The sequence below is a fragment of the Sphingomonas sp. 77B genome (assembly GCF_056497825.1).
In genome coordinates, this window is the sequence record NZ_JBWMBY010000001.1 from 1,295,332 (window position 1) to 1,312,517 (window position 17,186).

The window sequence follows — 17,186 nt, forward strand, 5'->3', positions numbered from 1 at the left end:
GATTCCCGATCACGCGAGCCATCGTGCCCCGCGAATTCGATCAGCAATATGCCTTCAACTGCAAACGGTTGGTTAAGCCGTTACATTTTAACCTATTTTAGCGAAGTCCCCGCCTGGTCGAGCAGCGGCGGCCGATACGGTATCGGCGCACCGGCCGGGATCGCCGCGATCTCGGCCGCGACCGCATCCGCGCGCGCCGAGGAGGATGGATGCGTGCGGCTTCGGAAGATACCGCCATCGACCTCGCCACCATGTTCGCGCCAGAAACGCACCGCATCCTGCGGATCGTAACCGGCATTGCGCATCAGGACGACGCCCAGCAGATCGGCCTCGGTCTCGGTCTGGCGGAACAGGCGCCCGTTGCGCCCGAATTCGGACAACAGGCCACGCTTCACCCCTGCCGCGTCCAGCCTGTCGCGGTGATGCAGGATATTGTGCGAGAACTCATGCCCGACGACGACCGCGATCATCCGATCGTCGAACCGTTCAAAGAAGCGCGAACCGATCTGGACGATGTCGCCGTCCGCCGAGGCGGTCAGGCCCGGGCCCATCAGCATCTCGAAGCGCGACCGGCAACCGGGCTGTGCCGCGACCGTCACCTCGCGCCGCTGACCATGACGCAGCACGGTCAGCCGCAGCGGTCGGTCGGCGGGCTCGGCCGCGATCTGGCGCTGAGCCGCGTCGCGGGTCGCGGTGTTCGCCTGTGACGCGCCTGCCGGGTTGACGACGAAGGGCTTGCCGTCGACCGCCGCGATCGTATCGTTGGCCTGCACCCCGGCCTTGGCTGCCGCGCTGCCCGGCACCACCGCCTCGACCGCGACAGGTCCTTCGAAACCGAAGATCGCGGGCAGCTGCTTGCGCACGCCCGGATCATATTGATCGATCGCATGAACGACGATGCCCGGCGTCGGCGCCCGGTCGGGACAGATCGCCGCGTTCGCCGTCGCCAGCCTCCATGCGATCGTCGCCAACCGCAGATCGGCATCGCGCATCGCCCCGAACAGCGCGGTGTCGTCGGTGTTCTCGACCGACACCATCGGCGCGGCGGGGGCCCGATCCGGCACCGACAGCAAGAAGGCGGACAGGGCGACGACCGCCGACGACAGGATGGAAGCACGCGACATCGCGCCTCCGCTACCGCCTCAGCCGCAAATCCGCAAATCCGCAAAGCCGGTCGCCGCAATCGGCCACCATTCGGCGCAAACTCGTATCAGGCGCAACAAAGCAGGCGACTTGGGGGCCTCAAACGCCAACTTCATTGCGTATGGGGTCGAATCGGCGCATGGGCGATGGTCGAAACCAAAGAAGACGAAAGAGCAGGACGATCATGGCCGCGAACTGGGCCCCCGACAGCTGGACGAATGCCGAAGCGCGCCAGCTTCCCCGCTATCCCGACCAGAATGCGCTGGACGCCGCGACGAAGACGCTGGCGACCTATCCGCCGCTGGTCTTTGCGGGCGAGGCGCGCAGCCTGACCGCCGAACTGGCCGAAGTGGCGGCGGGCCGCGGTTTCCTGCTCCAGGGCGGCGATTGCGCCGAGAGCTTTGCCGAGCATAGCGCGAACAACATCCGCGACACCTTCCGCGTCATCCTCCAGATGGCAGTCGTGCTCACCTGGGCATCGAAGCTGCCGGTGGTGAAGCTCGGCCGCATGGCGGGCCAGTTCGCCAAGCCGCGCTCGGCCGATACCGAGGTCGTCGGCGGCGTCGAGCTGCCCAGCTATCGCGGCGACAATGTCAACGACATCGCCTTCACCCCCGAGGCACGCGTGCCCGACCCCCAGCGGATGCTGCGTTCCTATGCGCAGTCGGCCGCGACGCTGAACCTGCTGCGCGCCTTCGCCCAGGGCGGCTATGCCAATCTGCACCAAGTGCACCGCTGGACCCATGACTTCATGGGCCGCAGCCCCTGGGCACAGAAATATAGCGAGATGGCCGACCGCATCGGCGAGGCGCTCGACTTCATGGCGGCCTGCGGCATCGACCCCGCGTCGGTCCCGCAGCTGGCGCAGACCAGCTTCTACACCAGCCACGAGGCGCTGCTGCTGCCCTATGAGCAGGCGCTGACCCGTCAGGATTCGCTGACCGGCGACTGGTACGACACCTCGGCGCACTTCCTGTGGATCGGCGACCGCACCCGGTTCGAGGGCTCGTCGCATGTCGAGTTCCTGCGCGGCATCGGCAACCCGATCGGCGTGAAGTGCGGGCCGAGCCTGGAGCCCGAGGCGCTGCTGCGGATGCTCGACACGCTGAACCCCGGTCGTGTCCCGGGCCGCATGACGCTCATCACCCGCTACGGCCATGACAAGATCGAGGCGCATCTGCCCAAGCTCGTCCGCGCCGTCACGCGCGAGGGGCATCCGGTCGTTTGGTCCTGCGACCCGATGCACGGCAACACGATCAAGGCGGCGACCGGCTACAAGACGCGTCCCTTCGAACGCATCCTGGCCGAAGTACGCGGCTTCTTCGCCGTCCACCGCGCCGAGGGCACCCATGCAGGCGGCATCCATGCCGAGATGACCGGCCAGAACGTGACCGAATGCACCGGCGGCGCGATCGACGTGACCGAGCAGTCGCTGGCCGACCGCTACCACACGCATTGCGACCCGCGCCTGAATGCGGGCCAGAGCCTGGAACTGGCCTTCCTGCTGGCCGAGATGCTCAACGAGGAAATGGCCGAACGCCGCAAGGACGCGGCCTGATCGGCACGAAGAGGGCGGGACGACACCCTGTCGCCCCGCCCTCCTCACTTTTATCACGTCTCACGCGGGAAGTCGCTTGACGCCCCACGCCACCCCCGCTACTAGCGCCCCTCCACTGCACGGCCCCTTCGTCTAGCGGTTAGGACGTCGCCCTCTCACGGCGAAAACACGAGTTCGATTCTCGTAGGGGTCACCAGCCGCAGAAAACTGCGGTTTTTGTTGCACTGGGTCGGGCAATTTGCCCCCGCAAAACCCTTCAATTTGCCCCCCCACCAATTTTGCCGCTCTCCGCTTTAGTGACGCTCGACACTTTTCGATTGGCTTCGACGCCATCGAAACGTGCTGCTGTGGGGACTCAAGCCGCCGGGCGATTGTTGGAACGTTAGAGTGGCTATTGCGCTAGTAACGTAAAACTAACATTTAGGCGTGGATGAGAGTCACAGCATGAGCATCTTCGTCATCGTCCAGCAGAACGCGAGTGGCCCTTCAGGGACGCTTGCTGCCAAAATTGCTTCGGTGGGCCACCCGTCCTACCCGCTTAGCGTTGGCGTTTGGCTGATGGCGTTCCGAGGCACGGCGATGGACCTCTGCTCAGAACTTGGCATATCGCCTAATGCAGAATTCGGCACTGCCGTGGTTACAGAAGTTAGCTCCTATTATGGGCGCGCCAACCCAGCAATTTGGACGTGGATAAAGAGCAACTGGGAGGGCGCGCCGCTTGGCTAACAACACGCGCCTTCCGGGACCCTCTGATCCAGAAGAGTTTCCACAGGTTGAACCAACCGAGCTTCACCCCACTAACAACATTCGGTTTGTTATGTGGGAAGTGGCAAAGCTCACGGAACGTGTCGACAACCTATCGACATCGGTTGAGAAGATGGCGGCTGCGCTCGAAAAGAATGCTGACCGACACGCAACAAGTGCATCCCAAACGGCTGAGCGAAACCTAACGACGCTTAAAGAATCGCTGGCTACAAACTACGCCGATGTTAAAGAGCGACTTACAGACTTCAAGGCATCGGTTGACGATATTAAGGATGACGTCAAAGAAGCCAAAAGTGACCTTGTCGAAATCGGCAAAAAAGTCGCTTTTGTCAAAGGTGCGATGTGGGTCTTTGGTGGCCTTTTTGCAATTGCGATCGTTATCCTTGGCGTGATCGCTAGGGCTTATATCAAGTAAGAGATGCGAGCCTCAATTCGCTAAGTTGAAAGGCCGTGCTTCGCTCGTGTCAACGGGCTCGCGCAATGGGTACGATGGCCCCGTTCGTAACCCGTTCAGCCGCATTTTTGGCGATCATCAGTGCGCGAGCGCGCTTGCCGTAATGGCGCACCATCTCGCTCGACATCCCGAGGATTGATCCCGTTTCGGTGTCGCTCAAGCCGAGCTCCAGCAGGTAGCAGCATGCGTTCTTGCGCAGGCCGTGGAACGAGAAGCTGGCGTCCGGTGCGATCAATTCGCGCGCGACAAGATCGGCGTGAACCTGTCGCACGTCCTTGTCCGCCATGAGATCGCGTAGTCGCGCCTGGATGGCGCCAGTCGTCTTGAAGGGCGCGCCGCTACGCTCGTACAGCAGCGTCGTGGCACTGCGCGGCAGCTTCTTCAGCTCGCTTAGCCAGAACCCATGCATCGGTATCGCGACAGCCTTGCCGGTCTTCTTCTGCGACAGCTCCATGATGCCGCCCTCGATCCAGCCGTACTGCATGCGGATGCAGTCGCTAACGCGCTGACCCGAGCATAGGCCGGTGACGATCGCAAGGCGGGTCATCGGCGTGGCCTTCTCCAGCGCTACCGCCAACAGATCCGCAGGCCACGGCTCATGCTCGCCCAGCTCCAGCCGCTTGATACCGGATGCAGGATTGTCGGCGCGCATATCGAGGCGTGTCCCATAGGCCAGCAGCGAGCGCATCACGCTCAGCCATGCGTTCGCCTTGCCGGGCGTCTCCGCCATCCGGTCCCGCATCGTATAAATGTGCATCGGGCGGATGCCCTTCACCGATCGGTCGCCGACTTCCTGGACGATCAAGTCGAGATAGCGCGACTGATTAATCCGGGTACTCATCTCCAGCGCCTGGAATTCCGGATTGGCGCGATACAGCTCTACAAGTGCGGCGATCGAGCCGGGCGCACTGACCCTGCGCGTCGTGTCCGGAGCCGAAAGGCGTTTGTACTCCAGATGAAATTCAGGCGCGTCGGCATCGGGCAGACGGATATAGGTATCCTTGCCGCTGACCTTGCGGCGGAAATAGAGATTGCCAGATCCGCGCGGCCGCTCTGTCACATTCTTCAACGAAAGTCGTCCCATGAGCTATCGCCGTCCTCGCTACGCGCCTGCGCGCGAGGCTGCTTGATGCTGAACTGCTTGGCAATGTGTCGATCGAGCTGCGCGCGCGCCCAGAATACGTCGGCGCCTTCCTTGACCCCGATCGCGCCGAAGCGCGTAAGGAAGGTCGATTTCGACACGGACATGTAGACGGCCGCGATATCAGCCGTCATGCGCGCTGGCCAATCCGGCAAGCGCTGAAGGACCTCCGCTTTCACGAGGCCGCCCTCCTTCTCTCCCACTGTTGATAGTCATGCGACAGCCAGATGTGCGGGCCGGAGCCTGCGCACACCGGCTGATGCTGCCATGCCAGTGCCTCGACCAGTTCGGCCTGCACGGCCGCATCGCGGTTGTCGCGTTGTCTGCGCGCCAGCTCCCGCGCGCGCGCGGCCGCTCGGTCCAAATCCTCGCGCATCTCCTCCCAGGTCGCGCCGAAGCGCGCCTGGAAGTCGTTCGGCTCCGGCAGAGCCTCATCGTTCAAGACCGCGCGCCAGATCGCGACTACCGCGCGCATGACGCGGATCCGCGCGTCGGCGAGCGCCTGGTCCAGCTTCTGAGCGGCGATCATGGCAGGATAGCCCCTCTCGCGTTCCGACAGCAGCTGCACGGCCGTGCGGCCGAGGTCCGCCCAATCGCCACGGCGACGCGGATACGGACCGTTGCCGACGAAGGTCATGGGCGGCCGCGTCACGAACGACGACCCATGACGCGGTGCTTCGCCCCGACGATGGCCGCATGCCCGATCTGCCGTGCCAGACGTCGGCTGGCACGCTTAGCAATCGGCTCAATCGCTCGGGCAACGATGGCTTCGGCTGCCCTCTTGCCCAGCCAGCCGACCAGCTGGGCCGCAGGATCCTGCGGGTTCATTCGACACCCCGCTTCCACCTAAATCGATGGCCAGCCTGGGCTGAGGCATAGCCCTGAGCTTCGGCGCAGCGTTTAGTGCAAAAGACGCCTTGGTTCATGTAGCTCTCGCCGTCCCAGGCGTTGAAAGAACGAATGTACCCTTGCTTGTCCCGGCGGCTTGATATGATGAACGGCAAGTTTGTATGCCGTCGGCAGTCAGCCAAAGACCGAAGGTCTTCGTGAACCCTGGCTAGATGGTCCGCGCCATTGCGATTGGATGGCGGGCTAACTTGGACATAGTCCATGCGACGCGGCACAGGGCGGCCGCATACGATGCACGCCTTCGAGGGTGCCTTAACCATTCTGCTCTCCCCCGTCGCTATCGGGAGAGGCGGCAGCTGTCGTAGCGTGCGCTGCCTCGAACTCGTCGAACGTCGCATACCATGCCGTGAGGATCACGGCCGTATCGAATAGACCTTCCAGCCCGTCGGTGCCCATCGCATCGCCGGCGTCGGGATGCCATTCCACGAAGTCGTAATAGTCCCCGCTTGCCCACCGATACCATGCGGTTGGCTCGTCCTCCTCGTACATCGCCGCCATGACGACGGCGGGCTCTTCGCTCAAGGCGCGGATCTCTGCCATGATGGTGGCGAAGGCGTCCTGACGCTGCTGCTCGGCCGCCTGCTTCTGCTCCTCGCGCGCAACCTTCGCGGCTTCCCGGGCTTCCCGCACTTCGACCGCCTTAGCCTTGCCAGCGTCGAGGTGCGCCGCGATCTCGTCCTCGGTCACGAACACGCGGACGGTGAATGACGGCGTGCGATTCCCACTGACAGGGTCGCCCGGCAGCACGCGGTGCATGTCGAGCCAGTTGTCGTCATAGAAAGTCCGGCCCGCGAACCCGGGGATGTCCGAAATTTTCGGCCCAGCGAGACGTGCTGCCCAGATGCGACCGTCGCGCTCTATCTCCTGAGCGATCCGCTCCTCCTCGGTCAGGACCTTGCCGCCATATTCGGTCTGCTTCTTGGGCAGCACCTGCTTCTTCATGTCCTTGGCGACGTAGAAGCGGGTCCGGTCCCATCCGCTGACATAGCCGAGTGGCGACCCGTCATCGTCTTCCCCGATCGGCTTCTCGCGCTCGATCCCGATGACGACCTGGATGGGGGCCCCTAGTTCCAGCGCACGCTTCCAGCAAGCGTCCACGCTGACATGCTGGCCCAGCTGACTGTCCCATCCACCCGTGATCGCCGCATAGCCGGCCGGGGCTGAGGCGTTACCCTCGATCACCAGCGACCCGGGCACGACATATCCGGTGATGGAGGGATATTCGTTCTTGGCCTGTAACAGGACGCGCTCGGCTTGGAACTGGAGGCAGCGCTCGGCGATCTGCCGTGCGAGCGGACCGTGGGTCAGCTTGCGGCCCTGCCCCTCCTGGAGCTCGGAGAACAGGTCCTCCACATAGCCGCCCCCTTCCCGCTCATAGGTTTCGCGATCAATGAAGCGGAAAATCGCATCGTCTTCCGTCAGCTGCTCGGAGGACAGGGCGGCGCGCAGGCTCCACAGATTGTCACGATTGTAGGTGGGACCGCGCTGCAACCCGTGAAAGACCTTCGCCTGAAGGTCGGGGTCTGGATACTTCGCATATTCCAGCGCGAAGCCCAGGCTGAGCTTACCGTCGCGCAGCGCGTCCAGCACGACCGGGGCAAGAGCCGCCAGCCGGAGGCGCTGCTTGATGTATGTCTCGGTAAAGCCGAACCGCTTGGCAAGATCGTTGGTCGACAGCGCGCCTGGCGCCATGAGCGCCGCGAAGGCGGTGAACTCATCCGCCGGGTTCATGTCGCGACGGGCAAGGTTCTCCGACAACGACAGCTCGATCGCGTCCGCCTCCGGGCGGATCAGCACCGGGACGGGCCATGCTTCGTCAATCGTCCCGCGCTCGCGCAGCAGGTCAAGCGCCTGGAGGCGTCGACCACCGCCGACGATGTAGACCACCTGGGCATCGATCTTCGTCGCGCCGGCATAGCCGATCAGCGACTGGAGCAACCCGTGCGCGGCGATGTCGTCGGCGAGGCTTTCGACGTCGGCCGCGATGTCCGTGCGGCGGACGTTCTCCGGTGCGCGCTTCAGGCGACCGAAGGGAATGGTGGTGATGTTGGTCGGTGCGACGGCCGCGATCGGCGTAGTCGTCGTATCAGCGACCGCCTTGCGGGCGCGCGACTTCTTGGCCGGCGTACCGGCGTCGGCAACGTTCGTAGCCATGATCAGGATTCCTTGGTTGTCGCGGTCACGCCGCTGGCATGAGAAGCGGGGGTGGCGGGACGGTCAGGCATCGCGAACCAGAACAGCGGTCGGCTATATCCCTCCGCCTGCTGGTCCCAATCCTCCAGCATCACGGAATCGGCTTCCCATGCGCCGACGCGCTCGCACCACTTCATCGGCGTCGGGCGATCCAGCCCACCACCATCGGCGATGAACCACGTCCCATCGCGCGGTGCCGTTTCGATGCTTTGCCACCCCTCCCTCTGGCGGATCGCGTCTGCGGAGAGGGTGGAGAGCTTGTGCGGCAGACCGACTTTGTCGCTGGTCGCGTTGAACTTCGCGATCGTCGCGGCGATTAGATCAACGCCACGGCGGCGCGCCAGCTTGTCGAGGCAGATCAGGACATCTGCGCACTCGTCCGCGAAATCCGCAGGCTTCGCGCGCGATCCGCGCCAGCCGCGTTCCTCCCGCTCGAGCTTCTTGACGACGTTCAGCAGCTCGCCGACTTCGCCGCCCAGCTCGAGCGCGTCGAACATGATACCGGCGTCGGCACCCTCAACCCATGCCTCATACCGCTCAGTGTTCACGCGGCGCAGTTGGTGCAGGAAGTCCACCGCTTCCCGATCCACCGCAGGCGGGGCGGCGATAGTATCCGCGGAACCCGCGATCGATCCCGTCGCAACGAACGCTTGCAAAAGCGGAACGAGGCTAGCGGCCATGTCCTGGGTAAGATGCGCGCGGCCACCCGTATCCGCATCGCTGCCCAGCCAGATCGCAGCCTCTTCGGCAAGCGAGCTATCTTGGATGCTGTAAGGCGCTGCATAGCGGTCTACGCCACGCGCGACTGCGAAGCCTCGCGCTGTCCGCGTTACCTCCAGCTTCGTGCTATCAGATATCAAATGGTGCTGGTCGGTCATGCCGCTCGCTCCTGTGTGCAGAAGAGGGTCAGGACAGGACGACGCGCGGGCGCAGTCCTAGGCGTGGGTGGCGTCCATTTCTCATCGTGGATGTCGAGCATCCAGCCGCGCTGATAACCGTGCTCGGTCGCCCAGGCGGCGAACTGGTAGTTGAGGCGCTTGATCAGGACAGCGATGGCGTCCTGGGTCCACCAAGTCGGGCCGCCCTGCCCGTCCTCACCGAACGTCTCTTCGTTCCGGGCCGCGAACGCGTCGGCGATGGGGCCGCCCTCCGTTGCCATCGCGGGGGTGAAGATGTCGAGCTCGTTGGCTTGGGGCTCCGCCTGGGCGGTCCAGAAGCCGACGTCCGGGAAGCGCGCGGCGGCAGCGGTGGCCGCCTCCTCCCGCGTCGGGTGCGGGCCGAACCAAAACTCGGCATCCTCGAACGCGGGCGTCGTGCTGTAGTAGAAGGCGCGCATCAGAACGGCACCTCCTCGTCCAGCTTTGTAGCGCGGTCGAGCCGGGCCAGCGCCTCGCTGACGAACGAAGGTCCGGCTTGATCCACGAGATCTTCAATGAACCCGGCCGTGCCGGGATCTTGGCACCGCTCCAGCAATGCGAGCGTATACCGTGCCGCCTCGATGTCGCTGCCGCACCGGCTTTCGTGGCAGGCGCAGGGGCACGCCGCCATACGATTGCGCCGATCCTGCTCAGCCGTGATCGCCGGCGCTCCGGCTTCGACCGGCATGAGGCATAGCACTTTCCGATAGGCGATGATGGCATGCAGTTGCCCCTCGGTCAGGACCGTCCCATGACTGGATCGCGTGCCGACCGGTGTGTTCTCGTCGAACTCACCATAGACGCTGGCGTAGTCCAACAGCTCCGACACGCGGGCATGAGACAGCATCGCGGTGCAGGCCGGGGTGGGGATCGCGGCTACCACAGACCTTGCCTTGTCGGCAGCGGCCCGGGCTTCTTTGCTGATTGGATAGTAGCACCGCGTGTTGGCGTGGCCGCGGCGCTCCATGAACGGTTGGAAGCCCGCGTTCATGACCAGATCCCGCAGCGTTCGATGCGGAGCGTTCATGGACAGAGCTTCGGCCGCCTCGGTCAGGGTGAAGCCGCCCGGCAGCTGCGCGAGGGTCTTGCGAACAGTGTCGGCATCCAGGTCGATTTCGGGGATCGCGCTCTCTACCGGCGGACGCGCAGCCTTGTCGTGATAGGGCGGCTTGAAACCATCGACCGGTGCGGGATCCAGTCCAAGCGCAGAACGCGCCGCGTCGATCCGGACCAGCGTAGCGGTCGGATAGCGCTTCCGGAGGTCGGCCGGCTCCGAAGTCGAGAGTATGAGAGCGCTTTCGGCCGTTATGGGCCGGAAGGACTTCCCACCGCGCCCGCCGTGATCGTCTGCGACACAGTCGCAACCGTACAGCTTGGCGAATGCGGCAGCGTGGAAGGTCTTGCCGGTGGCGGGCGGGCCATAGATCACGGTCTGGGGCATCAGATCCTCCCCGCCGTGCGGAGGCCGATGGCGATGCCGGCCGCGATGTAGACCAGCGCAGCACAGAGCAGCCCAAGGAACGCGCCGTTCGGGCCGTCGTCGTGAGGCTCGGGATCGGGCGGTAGGATCGGATCGTCAGAGCGTGCCGCATGGTGGTCGCGGACGACGATCGGGAGCGCATGCGGGGCGGCGCGCCAACGGTGGACGCGTGCCGAAAGGTCGGTTGAATATCGGTGCACGATGGCCTCCATCGCCGCTGGATGCGGCGGGTGAGGCCTTATGTGCGATGTTTTCGCACAAGGTCAAACGATATTTTCGCACATCTTGTGCGCTAGATCCGCCGCACGATGGCCACCACCCGCCCGATGATAAACGCCTCTCCATCTACCGCGACTATTGGACTGACGGCCGGATTATCGCTGTTGATCTGCAAGGATCCGTCTGGAAGCGCCCGCAGCCGTTTGATCATTCCAAAGCCACCATAAGATACGGCCCAAATCCGATCCTGCTGACGCATAGTCTTCTGGGATCGATCGATTATGACTATATCCTGATCCATTAGGGTGGGCGTCATTGAGTCACCGTCGCCCCGCGCCACAAAGAGTGCCGAAGCTGGAGATTGCGTCAAACTGCGGAGCCATGCTCGACTAAATGGCACCGATTGCACTTCGGGATAATCAGACACGTCTGATCCACCACCCATGGAATAGCTAACATCCAATTCTGGCAACATTACCGCGTCAAGCCTAGCGGCAAGTATTTCTGGACTTTGCTCTAGGGAGCCATCAGCCTTGATACCAGCAAGCGCGAGCGTCGCTTCTCGTGCAATGCCGTTTTCGAAAAATATGTCGGCCAGCTTTTCTGCCAAGGGAATGGGGATAGCTGGCTTTTTGAATTTTTTTGGATCCTCATACGCAGCGTAGGTGCTGGGAGGCATGCCAAGAGCGTCCGCCAAGGCGCGGACAGTCAGTTCCGCATGCTCTCTCAAGGACTTAAGGCGAGTCGTTACGGGGATGCCATGTTCCATTGCGTCTTGTGACGAAAAACTCGCACAGTGTCTGTGCGATTTAATCGTTGCTCTCTGTGCGAAACTGTCGCACATAGCGTCGATATGACGACGCTCTTCGATAAGTTCGCCGGGGTTCGGCCGATGGCTGATCATCTTTCAGAGCCCCCTTCCACTGTTCAGAGCTGGAAGACGTGCGGCCGCATCCCCGCCCACAAGCAGGCGTCCGTACTCCAGAAAGCCGAAGAGCTTGGCCTCCCGGTCACAGCCGAGGATATCGTGTTCCCTCTTGGGCGCGTGTGCGTTCATAACCCGAACAGTACGATCTGCTCGCCATCACCGTCATTCGGAAAGGCGGATGAACTTTCCGACCGGGTGTCGGCATGACCGCGCGTCATATTGTTGAACTGGGCGGCCGGGTGTTGCCCTCGGCCCAGCGGCCGGACGGTCACCTAGACTATACGACGACGCTGAACGTCGTGCGTGGGCCGCATGGCGAGCCGCGCGTCGAGCCGCTTATGCGGGCGCGTCACGCGCGCATCACCACGGCGTCGAGCATCCGCACTGACTATGCCACGGCCTATCCCAAGCATGGACGCGTCGATCCGATCTGGATGGCGGGCGGCAAGTCGCTGCGCGTCGTCGAGGTTGATGCACCCAATCTCGTCCCCGCCAAGGCATTGGGTGACGCGCTATTCGAGCTCCTCGTCGTCGTCGATGTCGTCCTTGTCGGAGGCGGCCGCGTCTCGGTCGGCGGCGTCGCGTTCCCGTATCTTGCGTTCCACGAATTCATCGAGTCGCTGCTTTACTGGCCCGTGATCGTAGGTGTTGCAGGTCCAGCAATGGGGGCAGTCGATGTCGTAGACCGCGACATGTTCCAGCCAGCTGAACGGCACACTGAACTTTTTGCGGCACTTCTTGCACGCGATTGGGCCGCATTCTTCCTCATCATCGAACATGACTTCACCGATCCCGCTTGGGCGCTGTTCCAGCGGTCGCGGTTCCCCGGTCACGCCGAGCTGTTCTTGGCGAATATCCGGCGCGGCGCAAGCGAAGCCGGGAGCCCACGCGCATGACCCCCGAGCTGCTGAACCTTAAGCGCGCGACGGCGGAGATGATCAAAGGTGTCGGTGGTGTCGAGGCGGCGGCCGGGTTCTGCCGGGTCGGCAAGTCGACGCTGTCGGACGCACAGAATTACCGGCGGCCGGACGTCTTCATCGCGCTGGACGTCGTATTCGACCTGGAGCCGCTGGCGCGGGACCGTACCGGGTGGCCGCATATCACGCGTGAACTGTGCACGGCCATGGGCGGCGTCTTCGTGCCGCTGCCCGAACGTCAGGCGACACGTGAGGATCTGTTGATGCTGCTGGCCGCCAAGGCGCGCGAAAGCAGCGAGCTGACCCAGGCCGCGGTCGAGTGCTGCACGGCCGTGGACGACAATCCCGCCGTGCGCGCTGCGGCCGCGCGGCGGGCCATCAAGGAACTGGATGACGTGGTCAGCATCGCGATGACGATGCGGGCGGCGCTCGAAACTCTGGAGGGAGAGGATTGATGCGGAAGTTGCATCTGATGGCGGTGCCGTCGAGCGAAGGCGCGCGCCGGGTCGCGCAATGGGTGATGATCCTGCCGGGCGGCGTTGCCCAGGCGGCGGAGGCGCTGGAGATCTCGGAGGAATGGGTGCAGCGGATCGTCGACGGCGATCTCGTCCCCGGCCTGCGCATCGGCGCCCGCCTGTCGACGCTGATGGGCGTGACCGCCGCAATGTTCCAGCGCGCGGCGCGCACCGGCTGGTTCGACCGGGTGCCGGAGGCGCTGGCGGCGTGATGGCAACTGTACCTGCGATCCACGCGCTGGACGAAGCGCCGGGCGTGGTCGCCTCCCCCGAGCGGATCGACGCGTGGATGCGGGTCGCCAAGGCGGGCGACACCTTCCTGTACGCGACGCGCGCCACGCTGCCGATTGGGTCGGCGGGCAAAAAGCGGATGCTCGATCTGGCAGAGCGTGACCTGGTCTGCCTGACGCGTCCGCGCTCCAAGCTGGACCCGACCCTGTTCAACTACACCGCGACGCGCACGAGCAAGCCATCACCGCTGACCAGGCCGGTGCGCGACGTCCTGCGCGCGCCGGCCGCCCTGATCATCGAGCATGAAGCCGCCAGCGTCGACGCACTGCTGCCGGTGCTGACCCGGTTCGCTTCGTCGGGGCGGCCATGCCCGACTGACCGCCAGCTGGCGGAGCGGGCGGGGCTCGCGCGGGCCGCCATCCCTGCCGTCCTGGCGGCGATGGTCGAAGCCAATCTCATCCGCATCGTCGGCGCGCCCGCCCCGACAAACCGCCGGATCTACATCATCGCAACGGGCGCCATGACGGGGTTTGCCAAATGAATGGTTCGTTCGAGATCGAGGTCGCGACCTTGCGCGGCGTCCTGAAGGATGTCGTCGGCGTCGTCGAGGCTCGCTGCACGGTGCTGGTCCTGTCCAACGTCCTGCTGACGGTTGATCATCAATCGCTGACGGTGACGGGGACCGATCTGGACCTGATGGTGCAGCGGCGGGTGCCGCTTGCTCAAGCCGAGCCGTTCCGCATCACCGTCGAGGCGGCGATCCTCGACAGGATCGCATCCAAATTGCCGGCGGATGCCGAGGCAAAGATCAAGCTGGCGGACGGCAAGCTGACCGTGTCGGCCGGACGGTCGCGGTTCCAACTGCCGACGCTGGCAGCCGATGACTTTCCGATCATGCAGGCGGTGGCACGGGATGCGTGCGAGTTCAGCATGCAGTCAATCTACCTGGGCGGCGCGATCGGGGTCGTCAGTCACGCGATCAGCACCGAAGAGACGCGCTATTATCTGAACGGCATCTTCATGCACGCTCCGGATGGTCAGGACCTGCGCTTCGCGACGACGGATGGGCATCGGCTGGCGCGTGGCATCATCGCCTTGCCGGATGGTGCGGACGGCATGCCCGACACCATCATCCCGCGCAAGCTGACCAAGCTGCTGTCCGGGCTGCTCGACCGCCACGAAGGCGAGGTCCTGATGACCGTCACCCAGCGGCTGCTGCGATTCGAGATGGGCGATACGACCGTCACCGGCAAGACCATCGACGGGCAGTACCCGGACTATGCGCGGATCATTCCGATCGCCAATCCGCACCGGCTGGATATCGATCGCGACGCGCTGGTCGCGGCGATCGGCCGCGTGGTCACGGTGGCGACGGACAAGACGCGTGTCGTCAAGCTGTCGTTCGCGCGTGATCTGCTGGTCATCACGGTGACGTCGGCCGAGAAAGGCGAGGCGCGTGAAGAGGTGCCGTGCAGCTGGTCGGCGCAGCCGATGGAGATCGGCTTCAACAGCAAGTATCTGCTCGATACGCTCGGCCAGTTGACGGCGGACTCGGTCGAGGCGCTGTTCAGCGATCCGGCCGGGCCGGTCCTCTGGCGTGATCGCGAGGACGCCAGCGCGGTCTTCGTCATCATGCCGTCGCGGATCTGAGGCGATGGGGCACGCCAAAATCCATCGCCAGCAGATGCTCGACTGGATCGAGCGCTGCGCCAATGAAGGCGTCGCGGTGCCGGACGATGCGGCGATCTGCCATGCGTTCGGCTTCTCCTCGACCGAGCATGCGCGCACGCTGCTTGCCGAGCTCGCGGACGCGGGCAGCATCACCGTCCAGGGCGGCTATGGCGCCGATCGCCGGATCCTTTTGGGTCGCGTGCGGTCCGGCGCGTCGACGGCCACGCGGCCGATGCCGAGCATCGTCAAGGACGATCCCGTGGTCGGACAGGCCGTCGCCAAGATCATGGCAATCGCCAAGCGCCCTTCCCCCTCCTCGGCCGCCAGCCCGGCGGCCCCTTTGAAAGTCGAACCCATGACCAAAACGCTGTCGAAGTCCGTCACCGTCGTCGTGTCCGGTGACGTGCTGGAAGAGTTGAAGCGGCGCACGGCGGACGGCACCCCGTACAACCGGGCCACGCTGGAGCTGCTGGACCAGGCGCTGGGCAAGGTCGCGGCTGCGCCCATTGTGCAGGCTGTCCCCGCCCTGGAGGATATCGAAGCCCATGAGCTGGTCAGCGAATTGGCGCGGCGGCTGGCGGAGGAGCGGCCCAACCCTGCGCTGGCCCAGGCGGAAGAGCAGCTGCGCACGGCAGCGCAGCAGGCTACGGCGCTGGAACAGCGGGCCATCGCGGCGGAGGAGGCGCTGGCGAAGGTTCGCAGCGCAGTGGGGCTGTCATGAAGGCGACCATCATATGCACGCCGGGCTGCGGAGGCGTCGATCTGCGCGCAGCCGGGGCGGTGATCGTGACCATGGCGGGTGACCATGCGCTCAAAAGTGAGCGCATGGTCGCGGCAGATCCTACCGTTACGATCGTGTTCCAGCGCCGTTTGCGCTCCCCCCACAGGAACGCCTGATGGTGCAGGATCTTGTATGCATCGAGAGCGGCGCAGTCGTAACAGACAGCAGGAATGTCGCTGAGGCATTCGGCCGGCAGCACAAGCATGTTCTGGAGGCTATCCGCGATCTGCTTGCACGGCGCCCTGATCTTGAGCCGACTTTTCGGCTTAAGATCACACAGGTCGATACGGGCAAAGGCGGCCAGCGCGACACCCATTATTACACGATGACCCGCAAGGGGTTCGTCGTGCTGGTCGGTGGCTTCAAGGGTGACCGCGCGCTGGATTTCCGCATCGCCTTCTACGACGCGTTCGAGCAGCTGGAGCAGCGCCTCGCGGCGATGGCGGCGGAAGAGACCGCGCTTGCGGCACCGCCTGTCTCGTCAATCATGGAGGATCATGACCGGATGCGGAACGCCATCGCGTTCGTGCGCGCGGCGCAGATGGCTAAGCGGTGCCCGGTGGCCCGGCATGCCTGGGCGGTCGCAGGTCTGCCCGACGTGTTCGGGCAGGATCAGCCGTCCACCATCATCGGCATGGATGTGACGGTGTCGTCGATCGTCCGCGGCTGGTCGACGGAGCGGCTGGAATGGGTCGAGGGCGCGCGGACCCCGATGGCCTGGCTGTTCGAGGATTTCCGCCATTGGTGCCGGGACCAGGGCGTGCCCCCGATGTCGATGACCAGCTTCGGCCGGAATCTGACGCGCATGGGCGTCGACAGTTTCAAGAGCAGCGCCATGCAGCGCTGCGGCATTCGCCTGAGGGCGCAGGAGGTTTCATGAGCAGCGTCAACAAGGTCATCTTGGTCGGCAATCTTGGGCGCGATCCCGAAGTCCGGTCTTTCCAGAACGGCGGCAAGGTGGCCGAGCTGCGCATCGCGACGTCGGAGACGTGGAAGGATCGCAACAGCGGCGAGCGCAAGGAAAAGGTCGAATGGCACACGGTCAAGATCTTCAACGATGGGCTGGTCGGCGTGGCCGAGCGGTTCCTGCGCAAGGGATCGAAGGTCTATGTCGAGGGCGCGTTGACCACTCGCAAGTGGCAGGACCAGCAGGGCAATGACCGCTATTCGACCGAGGTGACGCTTCAGGGCTTCTCCGCGAAGCTGGTCCTGCTCGACGGGGCCGATGGTGGCCAGCGCGGCAGCCGGTCGGCCGGCGGGGCGCAGGGCGGCACGTCTTCGGGCGCAGGCGATGGTGGCGGTTTCGGTGGCGGCGGCTTCACCGACGACCTGGACGACGACGTCCCCTTCTGACGTCGAATGCG

24 protein-coding genes and 1 tRNA gene are annotated in these 17,186 nt (G+C 64.4%); 14 read left to right on the forward strand and 11 right to left on the reverse strand.

The genetic code is table 11. The annotated features are described in order from the left end of the window. Positions 1-92: 92 nt before the first annotated feature. The gene (locus AC1GI4_RS05960; protein ID WP_479628922.1) at positions 93-1,124 is read right to left on the reverse strand and encodes a M48 family metalloprotease; all 1,032 of its coding nucleotides are present in this window, start codon (positions 1,122-1,124) and stop codon (positions 93-95) included. Positions 1,125-1,327: 203 nt separating this feature from the next. On the opposite strand from AC1GI4_RS05960, the gene AC1GI4_RS05965 reads away from it, so the two are divergent. The 4 genes from AC1GI4_RS05965 to AC1GI4_RS05980 all read left to right on the forward strand — a co-directional run bounded on the left by AC1GI4_RS05965 (position 1,328) and on the right by AC1GI4_RS05980 (position 3,881). After that, positions 1,328-2,701, forward strand: coding sequence for a class II 3-deoxy-7-phosphoheptulonate synthase (locus AC1GI4_RS05965; protein ID WP_479628923.1), 1,374 nt, complete (start codon positions 1,328-1,330; stop codon positions 2,699-2,701). A 121-nt stretch (positions 2,702-2,822) separates the two neighbouring features. Further along, positions 2,823-2,897 (forward strand) — tRNA-Glu (locus AC1GI4_RS05970). A 248-nt stretch (positions 2,898-3,145) separates the two neighbouring features. Beyond that, on the forward strand, positions 3,146-3,427 hold the full coding sequence (locus AC1GI4_RS05975; protein WP_479628924.1) for a hypothetical protein: 282 nt from the start codon (positions 3,146-3,148) through the stop codon (positions 3,425-3,427). Continuing rightward, complete coding sequence (locus tag AC1GI4_RS05980) at positions 3,420-3,881, forward strand: hypothetical protein (RefSeq protein WP_479628925.1); 462 nt, start codon at positions 3,420-3,422, stop codon at positions 3,879-3,881. Before AC1GI4_RS05975 ends, AC1GI4_RS05980 begins: the two co-directional genes overlap by 8 nt. A gap of 49 nt (positions 3,882-3,930) precedes the next feature. On the opposite strand, the gene AC1GI4_RS05985 is transcribed toward AC1GI4_RS05980, so the two are convergent. From AC1GI4_RS05985 to AC1GI4_RS06030, 10 genes are all read right to left on the reverse strand, one after another. Then, the gene (locus tag AC1GI4_RS05985) at positions 3,931-4,980 is read right to left on the reverse strand and encodes a tyrosine-type recombinase/integrase (RefSeq protein ID WP_479630359.1); all 1,050 of its coding nucleotides are present in this window, start codon (positions 4,978-4,980) and stop codon (positions 3,931-3,933) included. A gap of 5 nt (positions 4,981-4,985) precedes the next feature. Continuing rightward, positions 4,986-5,195, reverse strand: coding sequence for a hypothetical protein (locus AC1GI4_RS05990; RefSeq protein WP_479628926.1), 210 nt, complete (start codon positions 5,193-5,195; stop codon positions 4,986-4,988). Positions 5,196-5,236: 41 nt separating this feature from the next. Continuing rightward, positions 5,237-5,698: a hypothetical protein gene (locus AC1GI4_RS05995; protein WP_479628927.1), complete on the reverse strand. Its 462-nt coding sequence runs from the start codon at positions 5,696-5,698 to the stop codon at positions 5,237-5,239. A gap of 11 nt (positions 5,699-5,709) precedes the next feature. Then, entirely contained in the window at positions 5,710-5,889 is a 180-nt protein-coding gene (locus AC1GI4_RS06000; RefSeq protein WP_479628928.1) for a hypothetical protein, read from the reverse strand. Between the two features lie 333 nt (positions 5,890-6,222). Further along, on the reverse strand, positions 6,223-8,124 hold the full coding sequence (locus AC1GI4_RS06005; RefSeq protein WP_479628929.1) for a ParB/RepB/Spo0J family partition protein: 1,902 nt from the start codon (positions 8,122-8,124) through the stop codon (positions 6,223-6,225). A 2-nt stretch (positions 8,125-8,126) separates the two neighbouring features. Next, the gene (locus AC1GI4_RS06010) at positions 8,127-9,041 is read right to left on the reverse strand and encodes a hypothetical protein (RefSeq protein WP_479628930.1); all 915 of its coding nucleotides are present in this window, start codon (positions 9,039-9,041) and stop codon (positions 8,127-8,129) included. Further along, positions 9,038-9,499, reverse strand: coding sequence for a hypothetical protein (locus AC1GI4_RS06015; RefSeq protein WP_375243447.1), 462 nt, complete (start codon positions 9,497-9,499; stop codon positions 9,038-9,040). The genes AC1GI4_RS06010 and AC1GI4_RS06015 overlap by 4 nt, the downstream gene beginning before the upstream one ends. Continuing rightward, positions 9,499-10,521 (reverse strand): hypothetical protein, encoded by a 1,023-nt coding sequence (locus AC1GI4_RS06020; protein ID WP_375243448.1) that lies wholly within the window; start codon positions 10,519-10,521, stop codon positions 9,499-9,501. Before AC1GI4_RS06020 ends, AC1GI4_RS06015 begins: the two co-directional genes overlap by 1 nt. After that, a complete protein-coding gene (locus AC1GI4_RS06025; protein WP_479628931.1) occupies positions 10,521-10,772 on the reverse strand; it encodes a hypothetical protein in 252 nt (83 codons plus the stop codon). Before AC1GI4_RS06025 ends, AC1GI4_RS06020 begins: the two co-directional genes overlap by 1 nt. Positions 10,773-10,852: 80 nt before the next feature. Beyond that, positions 10,853-11,683, reverse strand: a complete 831-nt coding sequence (locus AC1GI4_RS06030) for a LexA family transcriptional regulator (RefSeq protein WP_375243450.1) — start codon at positions 11,681-11,683, stop codon at positions 10,853-10,855. On the opposite strand from AC1GI4_RS06030, the gene AC1GI4_RS06035 reads away from it, so the two are divergent. The 10 genes from AC1GI4_RS06035 to ssb are packed head-to-tail and all read left to right on the forward strand — an operon-like array spanning position 11,672 to position 17,175. Further along, positions 11,672-11,914 carry a carph-isopro domain-containing protein gene (locus AC1GI4_RS06035; protein WP_375243451.1) on the forward strand — a complete coding sequence of 81 codons (243 nt, stop codon included), beginning with the start codon at positions 11,672-11,674 and terminating at the stop codon, positions 11,912-11,914. The genes AC1GI4_RS06030 and AC1GI4_RS06035 overlap by 12 nt on opposite strands. After that, positions 11,911-12,603: a hypothetical protein gene (locus AC1GI4_RS06040; RefSeq protein ID WP_375243452.1), complete on the forward strand. Its 693-nt coding sequence runs from the start codon at positions 11,911-11,913 to the stop codon at positions 12,601-12,603. The genes AC1GI4_RS06035 and AC1GI4_RS06040 overlap by 4 nt, the downstream gene beginning before the upstream one ends. Continuing rightward, on the forward strand, positions 12,600-13,079 hold the full coding sequence (locus AC1GI4_RS06045) for a hypothetical protein (protein ID WP_375243453.1): 480 nt from the start codon (positions 12,600-12,602) through the stop codon (positions 13,077-13,079). Before AC1GI4_RS06040 ends, AC1GI4_RS06045 begins: the two co-directional genes overlap by 4 nt. Next, positions 13,079-13,351, forward strand: coding sequence for a hypothetical protein (locus AC1GI4_RS06050; RefSeq protein ID WP_375243454.1), 273 nt, complete (start codon positions 13,079-13,081; stop codon positions 13,349-13,351). The genes AC1GI4_RS06045 and AC1GI4_RS06050 overlap by 1 nt, the downstream gene beginning before the upstream one ends. Beyond that, the gene (locus AC1GI4_RS06055; RefSeq protein WP_375243455.1) at positions 13,351-13,911 is read left to right on the forward strand and encodes a hypothetical protein; all 561 of its coding nucleotides are present in this window, start codon (positions 13,351-13,353) and stop codon (positions 13,909-13,911) included. Before AC1GI4_RS06050 ends, AC1GI4_RS06055 begins: the two co-directional genes overlap by 1 nt. Then, complete coding sequence (gene dnaN / locus AC1GI4_RS06060; protein WP_479628932.1) at positions 13,908-15,020, forward strand: DNA polymerase III subunit beta; 1,113 nt, start codon at positions 13,908-13,910, stop codon at positions 15,018-15,020. The genes AC1GI4_RS06055 and dnaN overlap by 4 nt, the downstream gene beginning before the upstream one ends. Positions 15,021-15,024: 4 nt before the next feature. Further along, on the forward strand, positions 15,025-15,762 hold the full coding sequence (locus tag AC1GI4_RS06065; protein WP_479628933.1) for a hypothetical protein: 738 nt from the start codon (positions 15,025-15,027) through the stop codon (positions 15,760-15,762). Beyond that, the gene (locus AC1GI4_RS06070; protein ID WP_375243458.1) at positions 15,759-15,938 is read left to right on the forward strand and encodes a hypothetical protein; all 180 of its coding nucleotides are present in this window, start codon (positions 15,759-15,761) and stop codon (positions 15,936-15,938) included. The genes AC1GI4_RS06065 and AC1GI4_RS06070 overlap by 4 nt, the downstream gene beginning before the upstream one ends. Then, positions 15,938-16,702 (forward strand): Rha family transcriptional regulator, encoded by a 765-nt coding sequence (locus AC1GI4_RS06075; protein ID WP_375243459.1) that lies wholly within the window; start codon positions 15,938-15,940, stop codon positions 16,700-16,702. Before AC1GI4_RS06070 ends, AC1GI4_RS06075 begins: the two co-directional genes overlap by 1 nt. Continuing rightward, entirely contained in the window at positions 16,699-17,175 is a 477-nt protein-coding gene (gene ssb / locus AC1GI4_RS06080) for a single-stranded DNA-binding protein (RefSeq protein ID WP_375243460.1), read from the forward strand. The genes AC1GI4_RS06075 and ssb overlap by 4 nt, the downstream gene beginning before the upstream one ends. The last annotated feature ends 11 nt before the right edge of the window (positions 17,176-17,186 follow it).

Excerpts from the sequence above, each read along its gene's own strand:
- AC1GI4_RS06020 (WP_375243448.1), bottom strand. The coding sequence starts at position 10,521 with ATGCCCCAGACCGTGATCTATGGCCCGCCCGCCACCGGCAAGACCTTC.
- AC1GI4_RS06035 (WP_375243451.1), top strand. The coding sequence starts at position 11,672 with ATGGCTGATCATCTTTCAGAGCCCCCTTCCACTGTTCAGAGCTGGAAG.
- AC1GI4_RS06030 (WP_375243450.1), bottom strand. The coding sequence starts at position 11,683 with ATGATCAGCCATCGGCCGAACCCCGGCGAACTTATCGAAGAGCGTCGT.
- AC1GI4_RS06050 (WP_375243454.1), top strand. The coding sequence starts at position 13,079 with ATGCGGAAGTTGCATCTGATGGCGGTGCCGTCGAGCGAAGGCGCGCGC.
- AC1GI4_RS06070 (WP_375243458.1), top strand. The coding sequence starts at position 15,759 with ATGAAGGCGACCATCATATGCACGCCGGGCTGCGGAGGCGTCGATCTG.
- ssb (WP_375243460.1), top strand. The coding sequence starts at position 16,699 with ATGAGCAGCGTCAACAAGGTCATCTTGGTCGGCAATCTTGGGCGCGAT.
- AC1GI4_RS06010 (WP_479628930.1), bottom strand. The coding sequence starts at position 9,041 with ATGACCGACCAGCACCATTTGATATCTGATAGCACGAAGCTGGAGGTA.
- dnaN (WP_479628932.1), top strand. The coding sequence starts at position 13,908 with ATGAATGGTTCGTTCGAGATCGAGGTCGCGACCTTGCGCGGCGTCCTG.
- AC1GI4_RS05975 (WP_479628924.1), top strand. The coding sequence starts at position 3,146 with ATGAGCATCTTCGTCATCGTCCAGCAGAACGCGAGTGGCCCTTCAGGG.
- AC1GI4_RS06065 (WP_479628933.1), top strand. The coding sequence starts at position 15,025 with ATGGGGCACGCCAAAATCCATCGCCAGCAGATGCTCGACTGGATCGAG.
- AC1GI4_RS06025 (WP_479628931.1), bottom strand. The coding sequence starts at position 10,772 with ATGGAGGCCATCGTGCACCGATATTCAACCGACCTTTCGGCACGCGTC.
- AC1GI4_RS06055 (WP_375243455.1), top strand. The coding sequence starts at position 13,351 with ATGGCAACTGTACCTGCGATCCACGCGCTGGACGAAGCGCCGGGCGTG.
- AC1GI4_RS06075 (WP_375243459.1), top strand. The coding sequence starts at position 15,938 with ATGGTGCAGGATCTTGTATGCATCGAGAGCGGCGCAGTCGTAACAGAC.
- AC1GI4_RS05960 (WP_479628922.1), bottom strand. The coding sequence starts at position 1,124 with ATGTCGCGTGCTTCCATCCTGTCGTCGGCGGTCGTCGCCCTGTCCGCC.
- AC1GI4_RS06040 (WP_375243452.1), top strand. The coding sequence starts at position 11,911 with ATGACCGCGCGTCATATTGTTGAACTGGGCGGCCGGGTGTTGCCCTCG.
- AC1GI4_RS05990 (WP_479628926.1), bottom strand. The coding sequence starts at position 5,195 with ATGACGGCTGATATCGCGGCCGTCTACATGTCCGTGTCGAAATCGACC.
- AC1GI4_RS06045 (WP_375243453.1), top strand. The coding sequence starts at position 12,600 with ATGACCCCCGAGCTGCTGAACCTTAAGCGCGCGACGGCGGAGATGATC.
- AC1GI4_RS06005 (WP_479628929.1), bottom strand. The coding sequence starts at position 8,124 with ATGGCTACGAACGTTGCCGACGCCGGTACGCCGGCCAAGAAGTCGCGC.
- AC1GI4_RS05995 (WP_479628927.1), bottom strand. The coding sequence starts at position 5,698 with ATGACCTTCGTCGGCAACGGTCCGTATCCGCGTCGCCGTGGCGATTGG.
- AC1GI4_RS05965 (WP_479628923.1), top strand. The coding sequence starts at position 1,328 with ATGGCCGCGAACTGGGCCCCCGACAGCTGGACGAATGCCGAAGCGCGC.
- AC1GI4_RS06000 (WP_479628928.1), bottom strand. The coding sequence starts at position 5,889 with ATGAACCCGCAGGATCCTGCGGCCCAGCTGGTCGGCTGGCTGGGCAAG.
- AC1GI4_RS06015 (WP_375243447.1), bottom strand. The coding sequence starts at position 9,499 with ATGCGCGCCTTCTACTACAGCACGACGCCCGCGTTCGAGGATGCCGAG.